This window comes from Streptomyces sp. SLBN-31 (assembly GCF_006715395.1).
In the GTDB taxonomy this organism is placed as follows: domain Bacteria; phylum Actinomycetota; class Actinomycetes; order Streptomycetales; family Streptomycetaceae; genus Streptomyces.
Map to the genome: position 1 here is coordinate 3374886 of NZ_VFNC01000002.1, position 26931 is coordinate 3401816.

The window sequence follows — 26931 nt, forward strand, 5'->3', positions numbered from 1 at the left end:
TTGACAAGTCCGATGATCGGACGGCCGATCCGACTCGGAATCGTTATCGCCGGGACGGTTCGCGGGCAGGGCTTATCGACAAATCCACCGGGTTGTTCGGGCGCATTCGCCGATAAGCCGCAGTCCGGTCAGCTCGGTACGGCTCCTGACATCACGTCACGGGGGCGGGTTCCGCCTCCAGTTGGGCAGGGTCGTCGGAATCGCCGGGCGGGGTCTCCCAGTTGGGCTCCGGCCGCGGTGCCGCGGCCGCCGGGTCCGTCCTGACCGCCCGCCGGAAGGCCGACGTACCGCGGGCGAGGTCGTGGCCGATCGCGATCGCGTCGAGGTCCGCCGACGTCCAGTTCTGTCCCTCGCGCACGTCGGTGCGCACCTTCAGCCTGCCCTGCACGACGACGGGGTCGCCCACGTTGAGGGAGGCCGCCGCGTTCGTGGCGAGCTGCCGGTTGGCCCACACCGTGAAGAAGTTGGTGTGGCCGTCGGTCCAGGTGTTGTTCTCCCGGTCCAGGTACCGCGCGGTCACCGCGAGCCGGAACCGGGCCGACGGTCCCGAGGCCAGCTCCCGGTACACCGGCCGGGTCGCCACGTTGCCCACGGCGCAGATGATCGTCTCGTTCATCGCGTATCCCTCCCTGACACGCGTACGGGCCCGTCCCGTACGGCTGCGTCTGCCGCCGCGACCACGCCTTTCGTGATCGCCGCACCGCCAGACTGCCTCCGTCGGGCCGAGCCCGCAGAGCCCTGTGGACAGCCCCCCGCCTGTGGAGAACTCCGTCACCTGGACGAGCGAACCCCCGTCACACCGCACCCACCCCCGCGACCTTCCCGTACTGCTCCCGCACCTCCCGGTAGCGCAGCAGTTCGGCCGCCACCGGGTCCAGGACCCGGGCCCGTCCGCAGCCGGCGGCGGCCTCCCGAAGTCGCCGTTCCGCCTCCGTGCCGTACCGCCGTGCGGGCCCCCTGGTCGCCATCCGGCAGCTCCACTCGATCAGCGGGCCGCCGACGATGCCGGCCATCATCAGCAGCACCGGCACTCCCAGGTTGGGTGCCATGAAGCCGATGATCTGCCCCAACAGCCACAGTCCACCGACCACTTGGAGGATGGTCATGGCGGCCTGGGCGAGTACGGCGGCCGGCCACCAGCCCGGCCGGGGCGGCCGCCCCGGTGGCAGTCCCGCGCGCGCCGCCAGTTCGTCCAGCGCCTCGGGCAGCCCCTGCGATCCCCGTACGGCCGCCTCGCGCACCGCCTGCGCCCACGGCGCGGGCAGTCCGGCCGAGGCCCGGTCGGCCAGGGTCCGCACCGCATGCTCCACGCGCTGGCGCGCCGTGGCCTCCTCGTCGGCCTGGGCGCGCAACAGCAGTCGTCCGGTGGCCGGTTCGGTCCGGTCCTGGTACCACCGCCACAGCCGCAGCCAGGGTGTCCCGCAGGCACGGTTGGCGTTGCGCGCCCAGGCGCGTTCGGCGGCCTCGCCCGCCGCCGTGGCGCCCACGGCGTCCGCGAGCCGGGCGGCGAACTCCTCGCGCGCCTCCTCGCTCAGGCCGGTCCGCCGCCGGGTGGCGTACACGGGCCGCAGACCGACCGCGGCGGCGTCCACGTCGGCCGAGATCCGGCGCGCCGGGGCGCCGCGCTCCGTCACGAACTGGCCGAGCAGCTCACGCAGTTCACCGACGCCGTCGCCGGTGAGCGCCGACAGGGCGAGCACGGTGGCGCCCGGTTCGCCGTACTCGCCGAGCGCGATCCCGTCCTCGTCGAGCAGCCGCCGCAGGTCGTCGAGGACCTGCTCGGTGGCCTCGCCGGGCAGCCGGTCGGTCTGGTTGAGGACGACGAACATGACCTCGGCGTGTCCCGCCATGGGCCGCAGATAGCGCTCGTGCAGGACGGCGTCGGCGTACTTCTCGGGGTCGACCACCCAGATGACCGCGTCGACGAGTGCCAGGACGCGGTCCACGTGCTCGCGATGCTGTACGGCGGCGGAGTCGTGGTCGGGCAGGTCGACCAGGACGAGTCCGTGCAGTTGGGAGTCGGCGTCGCCGTTCTGCAGCGGGCGCCGCCGCAGCCGGGGCGGGATGCCGAGCCGCTCGATGAGACTGGCCGCCCCGTCGCTCCAACTGCACGCGATGGGCGCGGCGGTGGTGGGCCGTCGTACGCCCGTCTCCGAGATGGGCACCCCGGCGAGCGCGTTGAACAGCTGCGACTTGCCGCTGCCGGTGGCACCCGCGATGGCGACGACGGTGTGCTGTCCGGACAGCCTGCGCCGCGCGGACGCCTCGTCCAGGACGCGGCCCGCCTCGGCGAGCGTGCGGCTGTCGACCCGGGTGCGCGAGAGGCCGACCAGTTCCCTGAGCGCCTCCAGCCGCGAGCGCAGCACGCCGGCGTGCGCGAGCGGGTCGGCGGGCTGCGCGGTGTGCGGGCGGATCTCCAAGGCCGCCGCCTGTTTGGGTGCCGCCCCCTCGGTGACGCGTCGCGCGATGAGCCCGTCGTCCCAGCTCTCGGCCGCTTCCGTGGAGTCGGTACGGCCGGAGTCGTCGTCGCTCTCCACGCGCGCGTGGGCGCGGCCGTCCGCGTCGGTGCGCTTCTGCGCGCGGCCCTCGTCCGAAGCGGCGTCGTCATGCTGGTCCATCTCGGTCACCGTCTCCCCCGCTCGGTCGGCGTGCTCGGTGTGGTCCTGGTCAGTGACGGCGGTCACCGGTCACCTCTCCTTCTGCAGTACGGACAGCGCGGCGATGAGCTCGGCCTGCGGTTCGACGTGCACGTCGAGCGCCTCCAGGGGCGCGAGCCGGCGTTCGCGCTCGGTGAGCAGCACCCGGTCGAGATGCTCGGCGAGCAGCCGTCCGCCCCGGTCGCGCAGCCGCAGCGCGCCGTGCGCGCCGATCCGCTCGGCGAGTCCCTCGCCCGCCGTACGGGCCCGGCGCCCGCCGAGCAGCGTGGTGGCGACGAGCGCCGCGACCGTCTCGGCGTCGGGGGCGACGCCGCGGTCGAGGTTGCGTACCTCCTCCTCGGCGAACTCCTCCAGCTCCCGCCGCCACCGTCGTACGGCCATCCCGATGCGGTGCTCGGCGCTCTCCAGGGACGGATCGCGCGCCGTGAGCTCCGGGGCGCGCGCCGCGGGTTCGCGCCGCCAGGCGTCGTCGACGCGCTCGTCAGCGGCGGTGACGGCGCACAGGAGCAGGGCGCCCAGGCTCTCCACGAGCGCGTCCAGCAGCTCACCCGCCGAACAGTCGAGCGGAAAGGCCCGCCACCGTTTCAGGGCGTCGCCGGCGAGGACGGCCCCGGCCTGCAGCCGCCCGCGCACGCGCGCGTTCTCGCTGTCGTACGCCGCCTCGACGGCCGAGGTGAGCCGCAGCGCGGCCGCGTACTGCGCGGCGGCGGCGCCGGCGAGTTCGGGCATCCGCGCCTTCAGCGAGTCGAGGACGCCGTGCGCGGTACGGGCCATGACGTGCTGCCGGGCGGCCGGGTCCTGCGTCACATGGACGAGCCAGGTCCGCAGCGGCGCCACGGCGCTGGCCGGCAGCAGCCCACCGCCCCAGGCGGACTCGGGCAGTTCGGGCACGGTGAAGCGGGGTACGTCGCCGAGGCCGGCCTTGGTGAGGAGCGCCCCGTACTGCCGGGACACCTCGGAGACCACCTGGTGCGGCACCCGGTCGAGCACCGTCACCAGGGTGACGTCGTACTGCTTGGCTGTGCGCAGCAGCTGCCAGGGGACGGCGTCGGCGTACCGGGCGGCGGTGGTGACCATGACCCAGATGTCGGCCGCGCAGATGAGTTCGGCGGCGAGGACGCGGTTGTCGGCCACCAGGGAGTCGACGTCGGGGGCGTCGAGGAGGGCGAGGCCCGGCGGCACGGTCTCGGCGGTCTCCACGCGCAGCACGCGCGCGGGATCCTCACCGGGCAGCAACAGGTCGTCCGTGGGCTCCCGATGAGGTGCCCACACGCGCGTGAGGTCGGGCAGCACGCGCATGCCGCTGAACCAGTGATGATCCTCCGGATGGCACACCAGGACCGGCGTCCGCGTGGTGGGCCGCAGTACGCCCGCCTCGCTCACCCGCCGCCCGACGAGGGAGTTGACGAGGGTCGACTTGCCGGCGCCGGTCGATCCGCCCACCACCGCCAGCAGGGGTGCTTCAGGCTCTCTCAGGCGGGGCACCAAGTAGTCGTCGAGTTGCGCGAGGAGTTCGTCGCGGTTGGCACGCGCGCGTGGAGCCCCCGCCAGGGGCAGCGGGAAGCGTGCGGCGGCGACACGGTCGCGCAGGGCGGAGAGTGCGTCGAGCAGCTGAGGCCGTACGTCCAAGGTCACCACATGTGAAGAATGCCCAATTTTAGGGGAATTCTGAAGCATATGCGTATGTCTGCGCGCCGACAGGACACAAGGGATGGAAGGGATGACTGGGACGCGGGCACAGTCCAGGCATAACGAGTGCACAACACCCGGTGCGTGAGGGCTCAAAAGCGATGCACGATTCGTACCTGCCTGCGATTATCAGGACCGCTTCACCGAACCTCCACATCGAGCCACGGAGGCGAAGCAACAGGGACAAGGATGCGGGAGCCCTATCCTTGTCCCCGGCAACGTCACGGATCGGCCCACACCCGGGCACCCACGACAGAGGCCACACACCGGCCCCCGTAGCTCAGTGGATAGAGCAGGCGCCTTCTAAGCGCTTGGCCGCAGGTTCGAGTCCTGCCGGGGGCGCACCGTCTCCGCCCTCCTTCGGGAGGGCGTTTTTGCTGGTCAGAGCCAGCATCGGCGGACATGGCAAACCCGGCCCCTCCCCTGGCGGTCAAGGGAGGACTCCGGGGCTGTCCGGCTGTCACCGGGTTTTGGCGGGTGGCCCTGTCGGATACGTGTCGAAGTTCTTTGGCCGAAGATCACCCAGCGTCGAGCAGCTCGGGGAGGTCCCCGGCGGCTTCGAGGTGCTTCTTCAGGTCCGGTAGCTGTCCGTCGACGCGCCGGGCGTCTCGCAGTCCCCAAGTCCCAGCAGGTGCCGGACTTCGGACGGGTCGATCACCTCTTCTCCCAAGCGCCCGACGAAGCATGGGAGCAACGTTCGTGCGGTGACGGCGCGAAGGGCCCGTGCGGCTACCGCTGGGCCGCCCTGCAGATCACTTCCATCGAGGACTTCGACGGCGAGATGCCCACCCACGAGCGGTGGGCACCGGCCCGCCGCAGCATCAGCAAGCCCGAGGAGATCGGTGCGCGTCGCCGGGATGCGCTGTGCCGTCGAGGAAGCCTTCCAGGCAGCGAAGAACGAATGCGGCCTCGACCAGTACGAAGTCCGCCGCTACACCGGCTGGATGCGGCACATCAACCCGGCCATGCTGGCGCATGCCTTCCTGGCCGTCATGGCCGCCGATGCCGCGGCAAAGGGGGCAGCCCTCACCGTGGCAGACGTTCGGCGACTCCTGGCAACTGGCCACTCATCCATCGCTGTTCACCAGCCCTTCTGCGGCGCACGCGCACTGAGATGGTCACACTGGCGCAGAGGACGCCAAGCCGTCGCCCGCCGCTGCCACTATCAGCGTCGGCTGCACACGATCGAGGGGCGGCCCGGAAAAGAGAACACGGGCCGGCAACTAGTAGTCGGCGGCCTTGACCGGCCGGGACGGAACCGAGACGGAGCACCGCAGGGCTGACCTGCGCTTACGGCGCCCTTGGGCTCAATCATCGCCGACTGAGTCGGTCTGCCCGGCCCGCGTCCCCGGTCCTGAAGAGAGCGCCTCGGCCGATCCGAGTCGCCGGTGACGTCACCCGCTCGACCCCGACCGGGGCAACCGTGCCGCGTTCCCCGGCGAGATAGCGGCAGGTCCGGGGGGCCGTACTGATTGCCCTTCGGGCCACTCATTCACAGTAATGGGAACCGCGGTACGAATTTCGTGCTTTAAACGCTTCTGACCTGATGTTTTCTGTCGATCACGGTCTCCTGGCGCCTCCTGCGGCCCGGGGTGAACAGGATGGCTGGATTGCCGCCGATCGCGTTGCGGGGCCTTCTGAAACACGGGGACATCCCCACCAGCTTCCTCATTCGCACACAGAGAAAGGCGCGGAATGCCATCCTTCAAGCGCTTCGGGTCCGCTGTCGCGTCGGCCGCGGTCCTGACCTCCCTGGCCATGGCTCTCTCCCCGGCGGCCACAGCGGCCACGACCCCGCAGATCACCAAGCATGTCCCTGTCGTTCAGGAAGTGAAGACCCAGGCCAGGTCGCTGACCTGCGCCGCTCTGAGCGCTCAGCTTTCTACGCAGCTGGAGGCCGCCCAGACTGCTCTGGCCGCCACGCCGCCCGATGTCGTCGCGGCCCAGGCGGCCATCACCGCGGCCCAGGCTACGGTCGTCCAGCTTCAGGCTCAGCTGTGTCTCCCGACGCCCCCCGTGACGCCGATCTGTGCGGCTCTCGCTCTTCAGCTCCAGCAGGACCTCAAGGCCCTGGTCGCGGCGGTGACGGCCATCCCGCCGAACCAGGACCAGATCACTCTGGCGCTGAACGCGGTGCTCACCACCAGCGCGGCACTCAAGGCCAACGCCTGTGTGAGCGCCGCCTGACCGACCGCTCCTCGCGCAGTGCCGACCCGAGGAGTTGTCAGGGAGGGCCGCTGATTCACTGAGCAAGCCCCACCTCGGTGTCTCCCAATGTGACGTTGGGATGAAGGGTCTTCACAGGCGGCAGCCTGTGAAGACCCTTCTTTCTTCGAGCATGCGGCAGAGCACTCGTTCGTGGGGCACGGTGGGAAAGTCCGTCCCGTCCACCTGACGCCCCGCTACACTCCCCGCCGCCACGCCACTGACCAGGTGCGTGCGCGTGCGTGCGGGTCTTCAAAAAGGGTGACGCACCGATGAACGCCGTGACCCTGCGCGAGGCTCGGCGTTGAAGGGGGAGTGCGACGGCGAGTGGTGCCGACGCACTTGCCTATCCAGAAGGAGAACGTGATGTCTCGCATCGCGAAGGTGGCCGCGGTCGCGCTCGGCACCGGTGCCGTCGTCGTCAGCGGCGCCGGCCTGGCCATGGCCGACGCCGGTGCCCAGGGCGCGGCCGTGGGCTCGCCGGGCGTGCTGTCGGGCAACGTCGTCCAGGTCCCGGTCCACATCCCGGTCAACGTATGCGGGAACACCGTCGACGCGGCCGGCCTGCTGAGCCCGGCCTTCGGCAACACCTGCGCCAACATCAGCGGCCACCACGACAACAGCGGTGGCTACGGGTACGACAACTGACGCACCCGCGGGAAGAGCCCCGGCACCTCTGGCGCCGGGGCTCTTCCCGTATCCGGGGCCGATCAGACGTACCGGTAGATCCGGCTGACGTCCTCCATCTGGTCCGGCGTCACGTCCCAGGGCGGCATCTTCTCGTGCCGGGCGACGATCCGCCCGTGCTGTTCGTCGCCCACGCCGGGCGGCTTGGCCGGCAGATAGCGGGCGCCCTTGTGCCGGGCCTGCCAGCGGGTCCACTGCAGATCGACGAAGGCGTGGTGGAGCCAGAACACCGGGTCGTTGACGGAGGCACCACCGACCATCGCGCCGCCGACCCAGCGGTGCACGCGATTGTGGTTGCGCCAGGTGACACTGCCCCGCCCGGTCCCCCACCCCTCTAGCTTGTTGCGGAAGCCCTTGGTGACGGTGGAGTTCCAGGGCGAGACGTCATAAACGCGCTCGCTGAGTGCCGACTCCAGCTCGCTTCGCGTAGGCAACGCGATGGGGGCACGGGCCCGCCCGAGGTCCCGGGTCAGGAACTTCCCGTCGGTGACACCCTCCTTGATGGTCCAATGGCCGGCCGCATAGGCGAACGGCCCGGTCGTCACCCGGTGGTCCGTGCGGCGCCCGTTCCCGCCGAGCAGGTCCGCGGTCCAGGGCGTCGAGGCCGCGGTGCGGTCGCGGGTCCAGTCCCAGTACGGCACGCTCACCGAGGAGTCGACCCTGCGCAGCGCTTTCTCCAGCTCCAGCAGGAAGCGGCGATGCCAGGGCAGGAAGGAGGGCGTCATATGCGCCGCGCGCAGACCCTTCTCCCCGTCGGAGGTGTAGTGCTCGATGTGCGTCCGCACGAACTCGTCGTACTCCCCCCGCCGTTTGACCTCCAGCATCGCGTTCACGAACCGCCGCTTCTCGCCGCTCGTCAGCGTGCTGACGTTCTTACGCGTGTACGTCATCGTCTTCCCCCATGTGCAGGTGTCCCCCCATGTCCGTCTGTTCGTCGCTCCTCGGCCTTGGCGCCATGTCCCGCAGGTGCTCCCCGGGCCCCACCTCGTCGACGGCGGCGCGGGCGGCCTCCAGGGGAGTCGCGTAGGAGCGGTAGTGGTCGACCATGCTCAGCCAGGTGCCGTCGGCCCGGCGCATCAGATGCAGCGGGCGTCCGTCGATGGTGACCTGCCAGTGCTCGCCGACGGCGCCGTGCGCCGCCATCGCGGTGGCGGTGGTCCTGAAGCCCTGGATGCGCCGGCCGTGGTAGGTCTCGTCGAAGGCCTCCTCGCCGAGCCGGGGCCCCCCGCTCGCGGGCCTCGAGGCGGCGACGACGGGCGCGAGGGCCAGCGCCATCGCGGGCGTCAGCAGCCCCCGCAGCATCTCCCGCCGTGTTCCGGCTCTCGTCGGCTCCCCCTCCGCGCCCACCGCCACCCCGCCTGCACTCACAACCATGACTCGCTCCTCGTCCGATCCGGGTCGCTCGGTTCTCCGAAGCGCTAACCGACCGTCGCGCCGTGCGGTCACCGTCGCGGGACCAACAGATGGACACAGGGTGCGCGGACCGACAGAGACAGTGCGTGGAGGCTGACGGCCGGACACGGGGTGCGGACGCCGCAGACGGCCATGAGCCGCGGGGTGTCGACGGACAGACACGGGCTGCGGGCGGGGGCCGACGGACGGACACAGGCACGTGAGAGGCCCCGGAGTGGTCGCGGTCGTCCGGGCCCGGCGGGTACGTCGTCCGGCTACAACCCGGGAGCGAGACCCAGGTTCGCGCCGGGAACCGTCTGCACGACCGGGGCCGGTACGCCCGCCTCAGGCGGCTTCAGGTCGGGCAGCCCGCCGCTGACCGGCAGCCGTGGCAGGACGTGCTCCGGGATGAGCCGGCCTTTGACGTACCGCGGCCCGCCGGGCCGGCGTCGGCAGGGGGATCTCGCCGCCGAGCCTGGGCAGTTCCATGCCCACCGCCGTCAGCCGCGCAGCCTGCGGGCCGGCAGGACGACGTGCGCCGCCGCGTTCAGGGTCTCCTCGGCGCCCACGAAGGCGGTGAAGGCCTCCGGGTCGACAGGCTTGCCCGGCTCGGCCTCGGGCCAGGGGCGGGAGGTGAACACCAGGTAGGCGTAGCCCCGTTTGGTGACCGCGGCGAGCCATTCCGGCGGCGGGGTGCACTGGGCATTGGAGCCGGGCAGGGTGACGACGGCGTGGCCGCCCTCGACCAGCAGGCTCAGCGGCAGGCTCGGCCTGGCAGCTGCGTCGGTCAGCTCGCCACCGAGGGAGAGACCGACGCTTCCCAGCAGTTCGGCGACGGCGGCCGACGCGGCCTCGAGGCCGGCCGCTGCGTCGCCGAGAGAGTAGACGAGCAGGTAGGGCATGTCGCCATCGGGGGCCTTGCCGCTCCAGGCCATCACGACGAGGGTGCCCAGTTCGGCGGGGCCGAGGGGGCGGGTTCCGCTTGAGGTTGAGGTCACCGCGCGACCTTATCGACGGTCCGGAAGGCCACCGGGCGGCTTCTCACCCGACCGGGGGACGGTCCCCGCCCTCTCCACACGAACGAGGGACTCGCCTCGAACAGCCCACGGTCCTACGCGCATTCGGTTCCGGAGTGCTTCTGTGCTGGAGTGGCTCAGTGCTGGAGCGGAAGGCCGCCGAGCAGTCCGCCCTTCTTGTTCAGCGCACCCGTGGCACCCTTCGCGGTGCTCAGCAGGGAGTCCTTGTTCTCGGTGTCGAGCGCGTTCGACTGGTGCTGCAGCGGCATCACGTCGCGGGGCTCGATGTGTCCGCTGGTGAGCGTGTTCACGGCGCCGTTGAGGCTGGTGGGCGTCACGTCCGAGGCGCTGTAGGCGAACGCGGGCGCGGCGGCGCCGGCGAGGGCGACGGTACCGGCAACGACAGCGGCGGCCTTCAGATACTTCATCGGGTTCCTTTCATCGGGCAACTCACGGCACCAGGGGAAATCTGGCGCCGTGCCCAACGATCCACGCCCAGCAGGGAAACCCCGCACGCAGAAAACGTTTCTCATCCTCATATGAAAGGCCGCCCGGCCGCCTCGCTGAGGATCGGCCGGGCGGCCAGGTGCGTTGAGCTCTCGTCCCCAGGTCACGCGATGGGCAGCGCCGGCGTCGCAGGGAGCGATGGCGTCGACACCGGCAGACCCGGCAGAATCCCGGCGGGCAGGTTGCCGCCGAGCAGGGTCGCGGTGACGGTGCTGACCAGCCCGCTCACCACGCTGGTGACGGCCGGCACCACCTGGGTGACGTCCCCGGAGGTGACCGCCTGAAGTAGCGCGTCGATCGCCTTCTTCAGCGCGGCCAGGGCGTCGCCGGTGAGGTCGGCGGCGGCCCGCGGCTTGGCGTCACTGCTGTTCTTGGCGAACGTCAGGACGGACACGGCCGGCCGGGGCCGGCGGAGCGGCAGAGGTCGCGGGCAGGGCAGGCATCGCCGGAGCGGCAGAGGTCGCGGGCAGGGCAGGCATCGCCGGGGTTACGGGCGCCCCCGGGACAGCGGCGGAGACCTTGGCGAGGGCGTCGGTGGCGGCCTTGCCGAGCGTGCTGGCGTCGGCGGCCGGAAGCCGGCCGTTGTCGGCCTTGAGGACGGTGTTCAGCAGGTCGGTGACCGGGGTGAGGACGGTGCCGAGATCGCCCAGGCTCTTGACCGGGGCGAAAAGCGCGTCCGCGCCGGGGACGGGCGCATGGGCCGCGACCCGGACACGCTGCTCCCGAGCCGACGCGCCGTCGGCCGCCAAGGCGGCCGGTGTGGCGATAGCGGCGAGGAGGGCGGCGCAGAGGACGGAGGACGCGATACGCGGTGCGGGCAGAGCACGCATGCGTGTTCCTTTCGGTGGTGCAAGGACCTGTTGCCCACCGTGGAATCACCAGTCGCGCCCTGCAACCGGACGGCCCCGTCCGGGGCAACGCCAACCGGCCGCTCGCCCGCGGAGGAACCACGGGAAGGCGGCCGGCGAAGGGCATTCGCGCCTGGGGCGGCGACGTCGAGGGACGTCAGTCGTTGACGCACTGGTTGCCGAACACGGGGTTCAGCAGACCGGTGGTGTCGGTGGTGTTACCGCAGACGTTGACCGGCGCGTGGATCGGCCTCTGGAGGACGTTGCCCGACAGCACACCCGGCGAGTGGGCGGCGACGCCGTGCGCGTCGGCGTCGGCGGAGGCGAAACCGGCACCGCCGGCGACCGCCGCAGCGGCGGCGGTGGTAAGAACCAGGCCCTTCGCGATACGCGACATGGAGAAGTGCTCCTTGGAGTTGACACAACTTCTGGGCGGATGCCCGTCGCTGTGTCAACGCATGACGCACGAGCGGGTTGTGCCGCCAAAGGAGTGATCCGGCGACAGGCCGTTCTTCATCAATCGGCATTCTTGTGCGATTTCAACTGATTCGCGCGGACAGTGGCCAGAGTCGCGCACCTCCTGACGCAGCCCTGCGGTCGGCCGATCGCACGCTTCTCGCTCTCCGAGGCTGTTCGATCTCGGCACCGCTCTGCAGCTCGGTGGTGACCAGCCGGCCGTCCGGCTCGTTCCCCAGCGGGACGCCCGAGCGCCACCCGTGAGCGAGGAACCGCGCAATGCACCTGCCAGCACCCGACCCCCGACCCCGGGTCCTGCACATCACGCAGCCGGTGGAGGGCGGGGTCGCCCGTGTCGTGACGGACCTGACGCGGGCCCAGCTCGCGGCCGGTCTGCGTGTCTCGGTCGCCTGCCCCGCGAGCCGTCTCGCCGACGAACTGAGGTCGCTGGGCGCCGAGGTACACCACTGGGGGGCGACCCGTTCACCGGGCCCGACACTCGTTCGAGAGGTACGCCGACTGGTGCGAGTGGTCGCCAGGGTGCGCCCCGATCTGGTGCACGCGCACAGCGCGAAGGCAGGGCTGGCCGGGCGGCTCGCGGTGCGCGGGCGCGTCCCCACGGTGTTCCAGCCGCACGCCTGGTCGTTCGAGGCGGTCGATGGGGGCATGGCGGCGCTGGCGCTGCGCTGGGAGCGGTGGGGGGCGCGCTGGGCGTCCCGGGTGGTGTGTGTGAGCGAGGCGGAGCGCGCGACCGGCGCGCGCGCCGGGATCGCCGCCCGCTGGGCCGTCGTGCCGAACGGCATCGATCCAGGGCGTTTCCATCCCGCGGCCGTCGACACGGTACGGGCCGCGCTGCTTCCGGACGCCGATCCGGCGGCCCTGCTGGTGGTGTGCGTGGGGCGACTGTGTCGGCAAAAGGGGCAGGACGTCCTGCTGGACGCCTGGCACACCGTGCAGGACCGGGTCCCTGAGGCCCGGCTGGTGCTGGTCGGGGACGGGCCGGACCACGACGAACTCCGCTCCCGCGCATCCAAGTCGGTGGACTTCGCCGGGGCCGTGCCGGATGCCGCGCCCTGGTACCAGGCCGCCGACCTGGTCGTACTGCCCTCGCGCTGGGAAGGCATGGCACTCGCCCCGCTGGAGGCGATGGCCTGCGCACGCCCGGTGGTCCTGACGGACGTGGACGGAGCCCGCGAAAGCCTGCCACCGGCCCTGCGGCCGGCCCGCGGCCCCCTGAAAACCCCCGCCAACCGGGCTCCCGTCTCCACGCCCGGCCCCCCCGGCTCGCGATCGGGCCACCGCAGTCCGGCCACCAGGACCGTCTCGAGCGGCCCCGACTCAGCACCCGGTCGCCCCGGCCCAGGAGCGAGCTCCCGGGATCCGGGCGCCGCCTCCGCGGCGGGCCGCCACGGCGGCCCCGCGTCCGACTCCGGGAGCCCCGCGGCCGTCCCCCGTTGCCTCGTCCCCCCGGGAGATCCGGGAGAACTCGCCGACGCCGTGTCCTCGTTGCTGCTCGATCCGTTGCTCCGTGAGTCGCTCGGGCATCTGGGGCGCCGGCACGTCCTGTCCACGCACGACGTACGGCACACAGCCGAGGCGGTGGCGGACGTGTACCGCGACCTGCTCGGCGGCGTGTCCGACGCTGCCGCCGTGCCCTCCGAGTACAGGGAGTCCATCCACTCGTGACCGCGAAAGGCACCGTCCCCTGGCCCGGCGGGCAGCAACGGGACCCCGGATTCTCGCCCGTCTCGGTCATGCCCACGCGCATCGCCGCGGCCGGCTTCCGGTTCCCGGCCAACCACCCTCCGGCGCGCCCCGCCTCCCTGGTGCCGCTGCTCGCCGCCGACGTCACCGCCGCCGTCCTCGGCGCCGTGGCGTTCGCGGGCGTCGAGCAGGGCCCCCTGCTGCTGGCCCTCCTGGTCGCCACGTCGGTGCTGCTGCGCCCGCAGCCCCCGCACTCCGCCTCCGGCGTCCTCGACGAACTCCCAGTCGTGTGCGGCCGGATCGCCGTGACCTGGGCGGCGCTCGCGGCGCTCGTCGGGGCGTACGCCCCGGCGCACGCGCTGTCCGCCCGCACCCTGCTGCTGGGCTTCCTGCTCCAGTCGACGGCGGATTGCGCCAGCCGCGGCCTGGTGCACTGGCGCCGGCGCACCGCCCTGCTCAGCCGACCCCGCACCGCCCTGGTCATCGGCCCGGCGGCGACCGCCCAGCGCGTCGCCGCCGCCGTCCTGCGGCACCCGCGCTGCGGGGTGCTGCCGGTCGGGATCGTGGCCGAGCGCCCCGAGGGCACCAGTGGGCTGCCGGTGCTGACGAGCGGTCAGGAGGTGCAGCGGGCGCTCATCCAGAACGGCGTACGGGACGTGCTCGCCGTCCATCCCTCGGTACGGACCGAGCAGGGACCGCTGCTGCGGGCGCTCGCCGAGTCGGGGTGCACGGTGTGGGAGGTCGACGCGGACTCACCGTCGTACGCGACCCGAGACCAGCTCGCCGGGTTCTCCTGCCGACGGCTGGACATGGGGCACGGGCCGCGGCGCGGGAGCGCGGGCAAGCGGCTGCTGGACGTACTGGTCTCCGGGACGCTGTTGCTGCTGGTCATTCCGGTGCTGCTGATGTGTGCGGTGGTGCTGCGGGTCAGCGACGGACCGGGGGTGGTCTTCCGGCAGGAGCGTATCGGCAAGGACGGCCGCCCCTTCACGCTGCTGAAGTTCCGCACCCACCGTCCGGTCGACGAGCGCGAGTCGGCGACCCGCTGGAGCGTGGCCGACGAGGCCCGCATGTCGTGGTTCTGCCGCTTCCTGCGCCGCACCTCGCTCGACGAGCTGCTCCAGCTGTGGAACGTCTTCTGGGGCGACATGAGCCTGGTCGGCCCGCGTCCAGAACGCCCTTACTTCGTCGCCCAGTTCAGCCAGCGCTACCCCGGTTACGCGGCCCGCCACCGGATGCGGACCGGGATCACCGGGCTGGCCCAGATCAATGGTCTGCGCGGCGACACCTCGATCGAGGACCGGGCGCGTTTCGACAACGCGTACATCGACAACTGGTCGCTGTGGCAGGACGTCTGCATCCTGCTGCGCACCGCGGCCGCACTCGTACGGCCGACGGGGAGCTGAGCGACGCCCATGAGCCATGCCCTGTCCCTGCCCCGCGTCCGCGAGTGGCCGCCGGTGCTGCCCGTGCTCGCCGTGCTCGTCCTGCTCGGTCTGCCGCTCACGCCCACCGGGGAGAGCGGCGCGGGCCCCGCCGACACGGTCTCCGCGTTGGTGGTGCTGTTCTGCGCGATCCGTCTCGTACGCGGCCGCCGGCGCCCCCTGTCCCGTACGGCCGCCGTGGTGCTGGGCCTTCCGGTGCTGGGGCTCGCGGTCGCCGCGATGGGGGCGTCCTCGCCGGGCACCGGGATCACCGGTCTCGGCCGTTACCTCCAAATCTTCGTCCTGGTGCCCGCCGCCGTGCTCCTGCTCATCCGCGGCCGTCGTGACTTTCGGCTGCTGGCCTGGTCGTTCGTGGGGCTGGCGGTGTGGCAGGGCGCGATCGGCGTCCACCAGTACCTCACCGGTACCGGCGCCTCGTACCAGGGCGAGGACGTCCGCGCGGTGGGCACCTTCGGGCCGACGGACGTGATGGGCATGGCGACGGTCGTGTCCTTGGGTCTGGTGTGCGCGCTGGGTCTGGCGCTGGGCCGGGCCCCGGTACGGCAGCGGGCCGTCGCCGTGTGCTGCGCGCTCGCGCTGCTCCTCCCGCTCGCCCTGTCCTTCAGCCGCGGGGCGTGGATCGCGACGGCGGCCACCTGCGCGGTGCAGCTGGTGTTCGCGGGGGCGCGGCGGGCGCTGAAGGTGAGCGCCGCAGCGGTCGCCGCCGGGGTGATCCTGGTCGGTGGTTTCGGCGTTGGTTCGGCGATGCTGCGGGAGCGGATCGACAGCATCACGCGGGTCACCGACGCGCCGGACCAGTCCGTGACGGACCGGTACACGATGTGGGCGGCGGCCGTCGGCATGTGGCGCGAACAGCCGCTGACCGGCGTGGGGTTGAAGGGGTTCCCGGACCACCGGGACAGTCACGCCTCACTCGCCCTGTCCTCGGGCAGCGACACGGAGGGTGCGGGCGCGGCGTTCCTCAAGCAGCCGCTGCTGTCCCCGCACAACATGTACCTGCTGGTGCTGGCGGAGCAGGGCCTCGTCGGGGCCGTCGCCCTGATCGGCAGCTGGCTGGCCCTGCTGGTGTGCGGCCTGCGCGGGCTGTGGCGGGCGCGGGTGGCGGGCACGGGGCCGGACTGCGCCCTGATCGGCACGGGCCTGCTCGTCTGGCAGCTCATCGACTTCGCGTACGCGGACATCGGCGGCCCGTCGACGGTGCTGACGGCGGTGGTCTTCGGGACGGTGGCCTGGTGGTCGCTGGTCGGGGCCGACGGGACCGGACCCGGCGCACGGCAGGCACCTCCGGCGGTCGAACCGGCCCTCGGCGGTGCCGAGGAGGCCACGTCACGATGACGGTGACTCCCCCGGACAGCCCGCGGATCACCCACGCCACCGGCCCCGCACCGCACCCCGGGACGCCGACGAACCCGGCGGGGGTACCGGCGGGCCGCTCCTTCAGGGAAGCGTCAGACGTCCCGGCAGTGCCGCCCCCGACGGACCCGTGGGGCGCCCAGGACCACACGGAGGGATGGTCCTCGGGAAGCGCCCCGCACATCGTTCCCGCGGGCACGCGCACCACCGCCACCCCCCACGGCCCCGTCGGCTCCCGACCCTCCCCGATCCCCCCGGCCCCCCGCCCCGGCGACGACCAGGAACCGGCCGGCGACCCCGATGCGGCCACCCCCTCCGGACGGTTTCTCGCCAAGGCCGCTCTCGTCACCGCCGGCCTGTCCGTCGCCGGAGCGTTGCTCGGCCTGGTGCGGGACCAGGCGCTGGCCCGGTTGTTCGGCGCCGGGAGCGAGATGGACGCCTTCCTGGTGGCGTGGACCGTGCCGGAGTTCGCGGCGACCCTGCTGATCGAGGAAGGGCTGGCGTTCGCGCTGATCCCGGCGTTCAGCGCGGCGCTGGCCCGGCGGGCGCAGGGCGGGCCCGGCGACCCCGTCCGCGCTCTGGTCGGCGCCACCCTGCCCCGCCTGACGCTGGGCTTCGTCGCCACGGCCGTCCTGCTCATCGTCACCGCACCGCACCTGGTCGAGGCCCTCGCCCCGGGCCTGCCCCACCCCGCGCTGGCGGTCGACTGCACCCGGCTGACGGCGACCTGCGTGCTCGGTTTCGGGCTGGCCGGCTACTGCAGCGCGGCCCTGCGCGCCCACCGCCGCTTCCTCGCCCCCGCCGCGATCTACGTCGCCTACAACACCGGCATCATCACCGGGATGTTCGCCCTGGGCGGCCGCTGGGGCGTGCGGTCGGCGGCGGTCGGCGTCGCGGCGGGCGGGTGCCTGATGGTCGCCGTACAACTGCCGTCACTGTGGCGGCAGTTGCGCAGGCAGGCGGCGACGGTGGCCGTTTCGGCCCCCGACCGGGCGCGGCCCATGGAGTTCGCCCTCGTGGCCACCGTCCTGCTCTTCGCCCTGTGCCGGCAGTCACAGGTGCTCATCGAGCGGTTCCTCGCCTCCCACCTCCCGGCCGGCGCCATCTCGCACCTGAACTACGCGCAGAAGGTCGCCCAGATGCCGATGGTGCTGTCACTGATGCTGTGCACCGTCACCTTCCCGGTGGTGGCCCGCGCCCTGGCCGAGGGCGACACCGAACGGGCCCGCGTCCGGGTGGAGCGGGACCTGTCGCTGGCCGCGTGCATCGTGCTGCTGGGCACCGCGGTGGTGATCGCCTGCGCCCCGCAGATCGTCGAACTCCTCTTCCAGCGTGGCGCGTTCACCCCCAGGGACTCCGCGGCGACGGCGGGCGTCATGCGCGTGTACGCCCTCGGGCTGCTCGGCCAGACCCTGGTCGGCGTCCTCGTCCGGTCCTACTTCTCCGCGGGCCGCCCCACCTGGTACCCGGTCGGCGCGATGACCGCCGGCATCGTCGTGACGGCCTGGATCGGCGCCTTCACGGTGCTGACGTGGGGTGTCGACGGCATCGCGACCGCCAACGCCGCCGGCATCACCGTCACCGCCGCCCTGCTGCTGGGCGGCATGGGCCGGGGCGGCATCCCGATCCGCACCCGCCGGGTGCTGGCGGAGCTGACCAAGCCGCTGCGCGCCGCGGTGGTGGCGACGCTGGCGGGAGCCTTCGTGGCGCACCGCATCGCCGCCCCCGTGTCCGCCCTCGCCGCCGGCTGCCTCACCGCCACCACGGTCTTCCTCCTGCTCGGCCTGGCTCTCGGCGCCCAAGGCCTCGACCCCGCCCTGCACTCCGTACGCACCGTCACACGAAGGCTCTCGCATGGCCGTTGACTCCCAAGACACCGGCAGACGACTCGTCCCGGGACCGGTTCCGTGGGTGGCGATGTACCACTCGGTGGCCCCGTGCCAGGACGACCCGTACCGCATCACGGTCACGCCCGAGCGGCTGGAGACGCAGCTGCGGTGGTTCCACCGGCGGGGCCTGAGGGCCGTCTCCCTGGCCGAGCTGCTCGCAGCGCGGGCCCGCGGCGAGGGCCGGGACCTGATCGCGCTGACCTTCGACGACGGGTACGCGGACTTCGTCGACAACGCCCTGCCCATCATGGGCCGTTGGGACTGCGGTGCCACCCTCTTCGTCCTGCCGGGGCGGCTCGGCGGCAGCAACGCCTGGGACCCCAGGGGCCCGCGCAAGGCGCTCCTCACCGCCGACGGCATCCGGCACGCGGCCGCGGAGGGCGTCGAGATCGGCTCGCACGGGCTCACCCACCTCGACCTGACGAAGGCGGACGACGCCACCCTGCGGGCCGAGGTCCGCGACAGCCGGGCCGCGCTGGAGGAGTTGCTGGGTGGCCCGGTCGCCGGGTTCTGCTATCCGTACGGGACGATCGACCGGCGGGTCGTCGGTGCCGTCCGGGACGCCGGTTACGCGTACGCCTGTGCCATCGATCCCGGCCCGCTGACGGGCCCGTACGCCCTGCCCCGCGTCCATGTCGGGCAGAACGACCACGCCGTACGCCTCTTCCTCAAACACCGGCTGCACCGGCTGCGCCGCCGTCCCGTCGGGGGGTCGCGATGAAGGTGCTGCACGTGATCACGGGCCTCGGGGTGGGCGGAGCCGAGCAGCAACTGCGGCTGCTGGTACGGCATCTGCCCGTCGATTGCGACGTCGTCACGCTGACCAACCCGGGTGCGGTGGCCGACGGTCTGGTCGCCGACGGGGTGCGCGTCACCGACCTCGGCATGGCCGGCAACCGCGACCTGGCCGCGCTGCCCCTCCTGGCCCGGCTCATCCGCTCGGGTGGCTACGACCTCGTCCACACCCACCTGTACCGCGCCTGCGTCTACGGCCGGCCGGCCGCGCGTCTCGCCGGCGTACGGGCCATCGTCGCCACCGAACACTCCCTGGGCGACTCGCAGATGGAGGGCCGGCGGCTGACGCGCGGGGTGCGTTCCCTGTATCTGGCCAGCGAGCGGCTGGGCCGCTCGACCGTCGCCGTCTCCCCCACGGTCGCCGAGCGCCTGCGCCGCTGGGGCGTCCCGGCGCCCCGGATCGCGGTCGTCCCCAACGGCATCGACCTACCCCGCTTCCGCTTCGACCCCGACCGGCGCCGTCGGACCCGCCGCCGCCTCGGCCTGCCTGACGACGCCTACGTGATCGGTGGCATCGGGCGCCTGGCCCCCGGCAAACGCTTCAACGTCCTCGTCCACGCCCTCGCCCGCCTCCCGCTCGATCACTGGCTGCTGCTGGTCGGCGGGGGCGGCGAGGAGAACGCCCTGCGCCGTACCGCGCACGAGGCCGGCGTTGCCGACCGGGTCCTGTTCACCGGCGAGCGCCCTTACGTGCCCGACGGCACCCCGGGCCCCGACCTGCCCTCGCTCGCCTCCGCGATGGACGTGCTGGCCTCGCCCTCCCCGGAGGAGGCCTTCGGCCTGGCGATCGTCGAGGCCCTGGCCTCCGGACTGCCGGTGCTCTACGCCTCCTGCCCGGCGATCGAGGACCTGCCCCCGCAGCAGTCGGCCCCGGCGCGTCGGGTCCCGTGCGGCGTCGAGGAGTTCGCGGCCGCCGTCGCCGCGACCCGCGCGCGGGGCCCCGCTCCCCGTCCGGTCCCCGAGGCCGCCCGCCACTACTGCATCACCCGCAGCGCAGCCCAGCTCATGGGCGTGTACACGGCCGCGGTGTCCCCGTCGTCCCCGTCTCTCCAGGGAGCCCCCTCGACATGACTGAAACCCTCACCGCCCACCGCAGTCCGGCCGCCGCCCGCTCCAGGACCCTGCCGCCCTGGACCCTGATCGCTGCCGGCATCCTCGCCGGCGGCCTCCTCGGCGGCGGTTACGGCCTGGTGAAGCCGCCGACGTACACGGCCACCAGTTACGTCGTCGCCGTACCGACCTCGAAGTCCGACCCGGCGTCCGCGCTGGGCTTCGCGCAGGCCTACGGCCGGGTCGCCACCCAGCTCGCGGTGCTGGGGAACGCGCAGGTGTGGGCGGGCGTACCGGTGCGGACGCTGCAGTCCAGCGTGCAGGCGGCGACCTCGCCGGACGCCCCGATGGTCGCCATCACGGCCACCTCCTCCCGGCCCGGCCTGGCCGCCGACATGGCCAACGCAGTCTCGCGCGCCCTGACCCAGCACTCCGCCGACACCAGGAGCGAGACCAACGTCGAGCTCCAGCAGTTCGCCCGGGCCGCCAGGCCGACCGCGCCCTCCTCCGCCTCACCGGCGGTGACCGGCCTGGTCGGCGCGAGCGCGGGCGGCCTGCTCGGCGGCCTGGTGCTGCTGGTCCGGCCCCGCCGCACGGCCGACGGATCCGGACACGCCCTGTCCCTGCCGTCCCCCGCCGTCGCCGCCGAAGCCCACGGCCAGCTGTGACGTACACGAGCGAACTGATCACCGACGAGGCCGTCTTCGCCGGGCTCGGCCCGGAGTGGGGGCGGCTGCACGGCCGGTGTGCCGGCGCGACGCCCTTCCAGAGCCATGCCTGGCTGCACTCCTGGTGGCTGTCGTACGGCAGGCGCGGGCGGCTGCGTCTGCTGCTCGTGCGGGACGGCGGTGAGCTCGTCGCCGCCGCTCCCCTGATGCGGGTGCGCCGGCCCGTGCCCGCTCTGGTGCCGCTCGGCGCGCCGATCTCGGACTACGGCGACGTGCTGCTGGACGACGGGCGCGGTGAGGACGCGGTCGCCGCGCTCACCGAGGGCCTGTCCGCCTGCGCCCGGACCTCGCTGATCGACCTGCGCGAGGTGCGGCCCGGCGGGGCGGCCGAGCGTGTGTACGACCGCTGGCAGGGCCCCCGGCGCCGGGTGGCCGACTCGCTGTGCCTGGAGCTGCCCGCCGTGCCCATGGCCGAGCTGGTGGCCCGGCTGCCGTCGTCGAAGGCCCAGCGCGTGCGGGCCAAGCTGCGCAAGCAGGAGGAGCTCGGCGTCGAACGGCATGTGGTGGGGCCGGGCGAGGTGGACAAGGCGCTGCAGCGGCTGCTGGAGCTGCACGAACTGCAGTGGCAGGGGCGGAAGATAACGTCCGAGCATCTGCGGGAGCGGTTCCGTGAGCATCTGGTGCGGGCGGTCGGGCCGATGGTGCGTTCGGGGGACGCGGTCGTCACCGAGTTCCGGCTCGACGACGACGTGGTGGCCGTCGACCTGACCCTGCTGTCCCCGCTGCTGGCGGGCGGCTACCTGTACGGCGCCCATCCATGTCTGCGTGAACGCAAAGCGGACGTGGCGGTGATGCTGCTCGACGCCTGCGCCCGGCACGTCCGCGGCACGCTGAGCCTGCTGCGCGGCGACGAGCCGTACAAGTACCACTGGCGGCCCGAACCCGTCGTCAACCAAAGGCTGTTGCTGGCCCGGCGGCGCACCACCCCGCTGCTGGCCGCGGCCCTCTGCGACGTGGCCGCGCGGCAGCGGGGCAAGGAAGCCGTGCGGGCCGTGCGGAAGTGGAGGGAGCGCGGTGGCGGCGGGCCTTGAGACACCCGCCGCCTCCGGGTCACCGGCTGCGCGACCACCAGTCGAAGCGCAGGCACAGCTTCCCGCCGAGCCAGTACTCGACCCAGTCGCCGAGCTCGACGGGCGAGCAGTTGGCCGGGTGCGTCGGTGTGGGTGTCGTGACCGGGGTCGTGACAGGGGTCGGGACCGGCGTCGGCTTGGTGGGCTGCGGGGTCGGGGTCGCCTCGTCGGTGCGGCCGAAGAGGACGGACCGGTAGACCGCGGACGAGAGCGGGTTCTGCCGGCACTCGAAGACGCCGTGCGGGCAGTAGTCGGTGAGCGTGTTGTAGAGCGGCATGTGCTCGTCCATCCAGGCGAGCATCCGCTTCATGTACTCCGCGTTGTCGCCGTTGCGGAACAGGCCCCATTCCGGGTAGGAAATGGGCTTGCCGTGCGATTTGGCGAAGTCCACGTGTGCCTGCAGGCCGTAGGGCTCTTTCACCTGTTCGTCGAACGACAGCCCGGATGGCTGATCGTACGAATCCATGCCGATGATGTCGACCGTGCCGTCCCCCGGATAGCACTGCGTCCAGGGAATGGCGTCCCGGCCGCGGGTCGGTGCGAAATCGAACCGGAATTTCTGGCCCGGCACCGAGCGCATGGTGGTGACGATCCTGTTCCAGTACGCCTTCCAGGCCTCCCGGTCCGGCCCGCAGCGGGAGGTGTACGTGATGCCGTTCATCTCCCAGCCCAGCACGATCACCGTGTCGGGCACCTTCAGCTCCACCAGCCGCTCCGCCAGGGCCCTGAAGTGACCGTCGAACGTGCCGGCCGCGCCCAGCCGCAGAAGCCGGCTCACGCGCGCGTCGGAGACGCCGTCCTCGTTGTGGTCGAGCATCGGCACGTTGAGGACAAGCATCCGGTCGGCCCGCTCGCTGCGCCAGTCCGCCCACACGTCCAGGAAACCGGGGGCGCCCTCGATGTCGCTCCAGTGGTTGCCGGGCAGATAGGTGTGGCCGACGCGCAGGTCGGCGCCGCCCAGCCAGGTGCTGAGCTCGGCCATACGGGCGATGCCGCTGGCACCCGAGTCGAGAAAGGCACCGAACGCGGGCCTTTCCGGGCGGGGTTGGACGGCCGGCGGGGTGACGACGGCCGACGGGCCGGTGACGACGGGCGGTTTGGTGCCGACGGCCGAAGGCGTCGCGGTCGACGGCAGTGGCAGGGTCGCTGGGAGCGCGGGCGCGGGAGCGGGCGGGTCACCGACCCGCACCACCCCCGCAGCGAAACCGGTGCCCGAGGCCAGCACGGCGGACGCGGCCACGCTCGCCGCCACGACGGCCAGCACCCGGGACCGCGAACGTCGCTTCTTTCGGTCCATGCCCGCTCCTTATCTGAAATCCAGTTACTGACACTCAGTCATACGAACAGGGATTACGCCACCGCCGTTACGGCCGACGAGTGAGAAGACATTCATGACCGTGTCGCTGTTTGACATCCGCGTCCCCGCCGTTCTCCTGCGGATCGACCAGAATCCCTTTCATCACGGCACGCTCGGGGCCGTGCGCTCGCTCGGCAGAGCGGGAGTCGAGGTCCATGTGATCGCGGATTCCACGGGAAGTCCGATTTCCCGGTCGCGTTATGTGCGGCAGATACATCCCCCGCCGCCACCGGGTTCATCCGCGCACGAGATCGCCCTGTCGCTGCGCCGGGTGGCCGCGCGGCTCACCCGTCCGGCCGTGCTGGTCCCGACGGACGACGCGAGCGCCGTCGCGGTGATCCCGCTGCGCGGCGACCTCGTCCCCGCCTATCTGCTCCCGGCGATGCCGGCCGGACCACCCGAACTTCTCGCCGACAAGGCCGAACTGGCCGATCTGTGCGCCGCCCTGGACGTGCCGCACCCCTCCACGCTGGTCCCCGACAGCCCCGCCCAAGCCGCCGGCGACGCCTGGCGTCTCGGGCTGCCCGTGGTGGCAAAGTGGAGCCGCCCCTGTACGTCGACCGAACGGGCCTGGTTGCACAGCCCGGCTGTGCTGGAACGACGTGCCGCCGCCTGGGAGCGCCCCGGGTGGCAGTCGGCCTGCTCACCGCACAGCGGCCTGGGTCCAGGCTGGCGCAACTGGTTCTGCTCCGAACGCCCCGGCCTCTTCCGCCGTCTGCCGAAGCGGACGCGGACCCGAATCACGGCCTCGCCCTGGGGCCGGCGGGCGCCCGGTGGGTACGGGACCGTCCCCCGATCTGCGCGACAGCCTCGGCACCATGACGGACGGTTCCCCCGAGGTCGGCCGCGACTTCGAGTCGTCGTGTCCCGGTCTGTTCCCGGCCGGTCTGGTCACGGCCTCGGGGTTCGGCCCGGCGATGCGGTTCGTGCACGGTGCGGCCTACACAGCGGGCGCGTTGGTGCGGGGGGTGCGGCGCCATTTGCGGGTCCGCCCCCTCAGCGGGACGATCCCGGCGCCCGGACGGCCCTTCCCGAGCGAGACCCGGACGCGGGCGTACGGCTGATCGCTCTCCCCCGCACGGGCGCGGGTGCCGGACGAGAACCCGTCCGGCACCCGGTGTGATCCCCTCGGCACTACCGCCGGGACGCCGCTCGGCCTCGTCGGTACAGCGCGACCCCGGCCACCATCATCGCGGCGCTCGCGCCGGAGGCGGCAAGCATGGCCTCACTGTTGCTCCCGGTGTGGGGCAACTGGGGCGGCGGAGTGTGGTGGTGGCCGCCGCCGTGCGGAGGCGGGGTGCTCTCATCACCACCGTAGGGAGGCGGGGTGCTCTCATCACCACCGTAGGGAGGCGGAGTGCTCTCATCACCACCGTAGGGAGGCGGAGTGCTCTCATCACCACCGTAGGGAGGCGGAGTGCTCTCATCACCACCGTAGGGAGGCGGAGTGCTCTCATCACCACCGTAGGGAGGCGGAGTGCTCTCATCACCACCGTAGGGAGGCGGGGTGTGATCCCCTCCACCACGGGGCGGGGGCGTGGTCTCGCCGTACGGGGGCGGGGTGTGGTCTCCCCCGTCGTTGGGCGACGGAGAGTGGTGCTTGGGCGGTGGCGTGGGGTCGTCGTGTCCGGGAGGCGGCGTGTTGTCGACATGCCCGGGTGGCTGGGTGTGGTCGCCGTGGCCGCCGTAACCGGTGTCGCCGTAGCCGGAGTCGTCGTCGCTGTACCCCGTTTCGTCGTCGTAGGATTCGTGCGATCTCTGGGGTGCGGGGTGCTTGGGGGAGCCCGAGCCGCTTGCACACTGGTTACCGAACGCCGGGGCGAGTCCGGCGACCGCGTTGACGGAGTTACCGCAGGCGTTGACCGGCATCTCGACGGGGACCTCGACATTGTTGCCGGACACGACGCCCGGCGAGCCCTGTACGGCCCCACCCGCCTGCGAGACGGCAAGGGCGGAGCTGCCGTACAGGGACAGGATGGTCGTCGCGGCGGCGGCCGCGACCATTCCCTTGCTCAGGGTCTGTCGCACTCTCGTTGTCTTCCTGCTGGGAGAAGTGGGAAAAGCCGGCCCTGGAACGGGGAGAAGAAGTCCAAGGCCGGCCACGACACAGCCGCAGCGGCTCGTGCGTTGAGCGTTACGTCGTCAGTGGTTGATGCAACGGTTACCGATCACGGGGCTCAGCAGAGAGGTGACGTCGGTCGAGTTGCCGCACTCGTTGAGCGGAGCGTCGATGGGGAACTGGATCACGTTGCCCGAGAGGAACCCTGGGGAACCGATCGCCAGACCCTCGGCCTCGGCGTCCGCGAAAGCCGGGGCGGCCATACCGAGAGCCATGATCACACCCGCGACGACAGCGGCGGTCTTCTTCATGAGCTTTCCCTTCTCTGCGGTCATGTCCTGGTGACGGCCGAAACCGAGCGAGCCCAGCTTGGACGGCTCGCACCATGACCTACAGGCTGCACAACGAGGGATAGACAACCGAAGAAACCGCGGAACGCGCGCTGCAGGATAATTCACTCGAACGCCTCGTGTTGAATCTTCGATTTTCCCCGGGAGGAGTAAGAAGCACCCTCCTCAGGCAGTGTCGGAAACCTGAAAAGCGGCCCGGGCGGTTTGCCCTGAAGGGGGGGTTGTCCGCCCGATCCACTTCCGCCGATCCGCCAGCTGGGTGATCCGCGTGCCCGCAGCCAGCCCTCACTCAAGGCGTCGGTGAGCCGTGACATTACCCAATCAAGGGAGTGGTCGGCGCGGCTGTGGCGATGCCCGGTCCAGCGAAGTCCCTCCGTCCTACAGATAAGTGTTCAGTACTCTGCAAGCCTGGGAAACTCCGTTTTCTGAACTAAGTGCCCGGCCAAGCCTCGATGCCGCGTCGGCGTAAGCCGTACCAGTGAGAATGCGGAGACGTTGGGTGAGGTTGGAAGCCGTCAGACTGCGGGCCGGCAACGGCTTGGGCCCGGCGCCCAGGCCATGCACCCGATCTGCCCAGTAGAATTGATCGCCGAAGAATGGGCAGACAAGCGACGGCTTTCCGGCACGCAGCGCTGCTGCTGTGGTTCCCGCCCCACCGTGGTGGATGATCGCAGCCATTCTCGGAAACAGCCAGTGGTGAGGTGTTTCCCGCACCGCTAGCATGTCGGGCTCACTCGCTCCGGGTAGACCAGCAAGCACTCCGCGCAGTCCTGCTCGTCGCAGCGCCTCCCGTACGAGTTCGCTGGTGGCCGCGGGATCCTTGGGCGTCATGCTGCCAAACCCGAAATAAACGGGTGGTGGGCCATCGGCGAGGAAGTCCAGCAGCTGCCGGGAAGGTTCCCAGGATGGCTCTTCGTGATGCCAGAATCCAGTCATGTGGACGTTCCTGCCCCAGTCGGGCGGTCTCGGCACAATCGAGGAACTGAACGCACACAGTACAGGCGCGCGACGGATACGACGCATCGAAGCCCGCAGGGACAAGGCCGGCAGGCCGAGGCCCTGTCGGCGCCATTCTTTGATGAAGGGACGGAACATGAGCCAGGAACCGGCATCGACCGCGTCAAAACTCAAGCGGTTACCCAAGGAGCCGAGCAGCTTGGCGGCCGGCATCAAAGGATGCGGAAATTTTCTGGTGGGCTGGCTGGGCTGGAAGTGAATGATTGCGTGTGGAACACGCAGGAACTGGCCGAGGTGAACGCCGAGGAAGCCAAAAGAAGGGGCGAGAACCAAGTCGGCCCCCTTCGCGCCAGCCTGTGTCTGTTCCAGTAGATTGGCGATGTGGGGGCTCAATACTCTTCGCATGCCGAGGATGAAGGAAACCGGATTACGCCCCGTTTCCAGAAGTTCCCTTCCCTCTGCTGACTCGATGATCTCTGCGGGGTCCGCAACGAGGGGATGAAAATCAATCCCGGCCTCTCCGATGAGAGGCGAGTGGCGCACGCTGGCGACGATGCGGACTCGATTCCCGCAGCGAATTAGCTCTCTGCCCAAGGCCACACAGGGTTGAACGTCGCCGCGGGACCCCGCAGCGAAGATCATCACTGTTCGCCCCATGCCATCCCTTTCTCGGCCGCGTCTGCATTGCACCATGACCGACAGGACCTCCATGGAAAG

At 71.7% G+C, this 26931-nt stretch carries 25 protein-coding genes, 1 tRNA gene and 3 pseudogenes; 13 read left to right on the forward strand and 16 right to left on the reverse strand.

Annotated features, from left to right (window positions below; genetic code table 11):
• Positions 1-151: 151 nt before the first annotated feature.
• The 3 genes from FBY22_RS35330 to FBY22_RS35340 all read right to left on the reverse strand — a co-directional run bounded on the left by FBY22_RS35330 (position 152) and on the right by FBY22_RS35340 (position 4295).
• Positions 152-616, reverse strand: coding sequence for a single-stranded DNA-binding protein (locus tag FBY22_RS35330; RefSeq protein WP_142152038.1), 465 nt, complete (start codon positions 614-616; stop codon positions 152-154).
• Positions 617-794: 178 nt separating this feature from the next.
• Entirely contained in the window at positions 795-2684 is a 1890-nt protein-coding gene (locus FBY22_RS35335; protein WP_142152039.1) for a YfjP family GTPase, read from the reverse strand.
• A gap of 3 nt (positions 2685-2687) precedes the next feature.
• A complete protein-coding gene (locus FBY22_RS35340) occupies positions 2688-4295 on the reverse strand; it encodes a dynamin family protein (RefSeq protein WP_142152040.1) in 1608 nt (535 codons plus the stop codon).
• A gap of 320 nt (positions 4296-4615) precedes the next feature.
• Here FBY22_RS35340 and FBY22_RS35345 point away from each other — a divergent pair.
• From FBY22_RS35345 to FBY22_RS35360, 4 genes and pseudogenes are all read left to right on the forward strand, one after another.
• Positions 4616-4688, forward strand: a tRNA-Arg gene (locus FBY22_RS35345).
• A 500-nt stretch (positions 4689-5188) separates the two neighbouring features.
• Positions 5189-5341, forward strand: a pseudogene (locus FBY22_RS46100) (IS701 family transposase); the annotation flags it as partial.
• Positions 5342-6041: 700 nt separating this feature from the next.
• The gene (locus FBY22_RS35355; protein WP_142152042.1) at positions 6042-6533 is read left to right on the forward strand and encodes a hypothetical protein; all 492 of its coding nucleotides are present in this window, start codon (positions 6042-6044) and stop codon (positions 6531-6533) included.
• 384 nt (positions 6534-6917) lie between these two features.
• Positions 6918-7199, forward strand: a complete 282-nt coding sequence (locus FBY22_RS35360; RefSeq protein ID WP_142152043.1) for a chaplin — start codon at positions 6918-6920, stop codon at positions 7197-7199.
• Positions 7200-7261: 62 nt separating this feature from the next.
• Here the strand turns inward: FBY22_RS35360 and FBY22_RS35365 are convergent, their stop codons facing one another.
• The 8 genes and pseudogenes from FBY22_RS35365 to FBY22_RS35395 all read right to left on the reverse strand — a co-directional run bounded on the left by FBY22_RS35365 (position 7262) and on the right by FBY22_RS35395 (position 11398).
• Entirely contained in the window at positions 7262-8128 is an 867-nt protein-coding gene (locus FBY22_RS35365) for a tyrosinase family protein (protein ID WP_142152044.1), read from the reverse strand.
• Entirely contained in the window at positions 8112-8612 is a 501-nt protein-coding gene (locus FBY22_RS35370) for a tyrosinase cofactor (protein WP_142152045.1), read from the reverse strand. Before FBY22_RS35370 ends, FBY22_RS35365 begins: the two co-directional genes overlap by 17 nt.
• Positions 8613-8905: 293 nt before the next feature.
• A pseudogene (locus tag FBY22_RS45495) lies at positions 8906-9149 on the reverse strand (hypothetical protein); the annotation flags it as partial.
• On the reverse strand, positions 9131-9628 hold the full coding sequence (locus tag FBY22_RS35380; protein ID WP_142152046.1) for a DUF5949 family protein: 498 nt from the start codon (positions 9626-9628) through the stop codon (positions 9131-9133). The gene FBY22_RS35380 and the pseudogene FBY22_RS45495, both read right to left, overlap by 19 nt.
• 155 nt (positions 9629-9783) lie before the next feature.
• On the reverse strand, positions 9784-10074 hold the full coding sequence (locus FBY22_RS35385; protein WP_142152047.1) for a hypothetical protein: 291 nt from the start codon (positions 10072-10074) through the stop codon (positions 9784-9786).
• A 182-nt stretch (positions 10075-10256) separates the two neighbouring features.
• Positions 10257-10547: a hypothetical protein gene (locus FBY22_RS45500; protein ID WP_260845266.1), complete on the reverse strand. Its 291-nt coding sequence runs from the start codon at positions 10545-10547 to the stop codon at positions 10257-10259.
• Complete coding sequence (locus FBY22_RS45505) at positions 10513-10983, reverse strand: hypothetical protein (RefSeq protein ID WP_260845267.1); 471 nt, start codon at positions 10981-10983, stop codon at positions 10513-10515. The genes FBY22_RS45500 and FBY22_RS45505 overlap by 35 nt, the downstream gene beginning before the upstream one ends.
• Positions 10984-11158: 175 nt before the next feature.
• Positions 11159-11398 (reverse strand): chaplin, encoded by a 240-nt coding sequence (locus FBY22_RS35395; RefSeq protein WP_142152048.1) that lies wholly within the window; start codon positions 11396-11398, stop codon positions 11159-11161.
• A gap of 338 nt (positions 11399-11736) precedes the next feature.
• Between FBY22_RS35395 and FBY22_RS35400 the strand changes: the two genes are divergently transcribed.
• Genes FBY22_RS35400 through FBY22_RS35435 form a run of 8 tightly spaced genes read left to right on the forward strand, consistent with a single transcriptional unit; the run spans position 11737 to position 21452 of the window.
• Positions 11737-13143, forward strand: coding sequence for a glycosyltransferase family 4 protein (locus tag FBY22_RS35400; protein WP_142152049.1), 1407 nt, complete (start codon positions 11737-11739; stop codon positions 13141-13143).
• Positions 13140-14567, forward strand: a complete 1428-nt coding sequence (locus FBY22_RS35405; RefSeq protein WP_142152050.1) for an exopolysaccharide biosynthesis polyprenyl glycosylphosphotransferase — start codon at positions 13140-13142, stop codon at positions 14565-14567. Before FBY22_RS35400 ends, FBY22_RS35405 begins: the two co-directional genes overlap by 4 nt.
• A gap of 9 nt (positions 14568-14576) precedes the next feature.
• Positions 14577-15941, forward strand: a complete 1365-nt coding sequence (locus FBY22_RS35410; RefSeq protein WP_142152051.1) for an O-antigen ligase — start codon at positions 14577-14579, stop codon at positions 15939-15941.
• Positions 15938-17824, forward strand: a complete 1887-nt coding sequence (gene murJ / locus FBY22_RS35415; RefSeq protein ID WP_142152052.1) for a murein biosynthesis integral membrane protein MurJ — start codon at positions 15938-15940, stop codon at positions 17822-17824. Before FBY22_RS35410 ends, murJ begins: the two co-directional genes overlap by 4 nt.
• Entirely contained in the window at positions 17814-18569 is a 756-nt protein-coding gene (locus FBY22_RS35420; protein ID WP_142152053.1) for a polysaccharide deacetylase family protein, read from the forward strand. Before murJ ends, FBY22_RS35420 begins: the two co-directional genes overlap by 11 nt.
• Complete coding sequence (locus tag FBY22_RS35425; RefSeq protein ID WP_142152054.1) at positions 18566-19714, forward strand: glycosyltransferase; 1149 nt, start codon at positions 18566-18568, stop codon at positions 19712-19714. Before FBY22_RS35420 ends, FBY22_RS35425 begins: the two co-directional genes overlap by 4 nt.
• On the forward strand, positions 19711-20361 hold the full coding sequence (locus FBY22_RS35430; protein ID WP_142152055.1) for a lipopolysaccharide biosynthesis protein: 651 nt from the start codon (positions 19711-19713) through the stop codon (positions 20359-20361). The genes FBY22_RS35425 and FBY22_RS35430 overlap by 4 nt, the downstream gene beginning before the upstream one ends.
• Entirely contained in the window at positions 20358-21452 is a 1095-nt protein-coding gene (locus FBY22_RS35435; protein ID WP_142152056.1) for a GNAT family N-acetyltransferase, read from the forward strand. Before FBY22_RS35430 ends, FBY22_RS35435 begins: the two co-directional genes overlap by 4 nt.
• Before the next feature lie 19 nt (positions 21453-21471).
• Here the strand turns inward: FBY22_RS35435 and FBY22_RS35440 are convergent, their stop codons facing one another.
• Together FBY22_RS35440 and FBY22_RS46105 are read right to left on the reverse strand one after the other, a co-directional pair.
• Positions 21472-22788 carry a glycoside hydrolase family 26 protein gene (locus FBY22_RS35440; protein ID WP_142152057.1) on the reverse strand — a complete coding sequence of 439 codons (1317 nt, stop codon included), beginning with the start codon at positions 22786-22788 and terminating at the stop codon, positions 21472-21474.
• Between the two features lie 295 nt (positions 22789-23083).
• Positions 23084-23308, reverse strand: coding sequence for a hypothetical protein (locus FBY22_RS46105; RefSeq protein WP_174267339.1), 225 nt, complete (start codon positions 23306-23308; stop codon positions 23084-23086).
• Between the two features lie 124 nt (positions 23309-23432).
• Between FBY22_RS46105 and FBY22_RS35450 the strand changes: the two are divergent.
• A pseudogene (locus tag FBY22_RS35450) lies at positions 23433-23912 on the forward strand (dimethylaniline monooxygenase); the annotation flags it as partial.
• Positions 23913-23982: 70 nt separating this feature from the next.
• On the opposite strand, the gene FBY22_RS45810 reads toward FBY22_RS35450, so the two are convergent.
• From FBY22_RS45810 to FBY22_RS35465, 3 genes are all read right to left on the reverse strand, one after another.
• Positions 23983-24876 carry a chaplin family protein gene (locus FBY22_RS45810; RefSeq protein ID WP_142152058.1) on the reverse strand — a complete coding sequence of 298 codons (894 nt, stop codon included), beginning with the start codon at positions 24874-24876 and terminating at the stop codon, positions 23983-23985.
• Between the two features lie 114 nt (positions 24877-24990).
• Entirely contained in the window at positions 24991-25242 is a 252-nt protein-coding gene (locus FBY22_RS35460) for a chaplin (protein ID WP_313905472.1), read from the reverse strand.
• 393 nt (positions 25243-25635) lie between these two features.
• A complete protein-coding gene (locus FBY22_RS35465; RefSeq protein WP_222127824.1) occupies positions 25636-26925 on the reverse strand; it encodes a glycosyltransferase in 1290 nt (429 codons plus the stop codon).
• Positions 26926-26931: the final 6 nt, after the last annotated feature.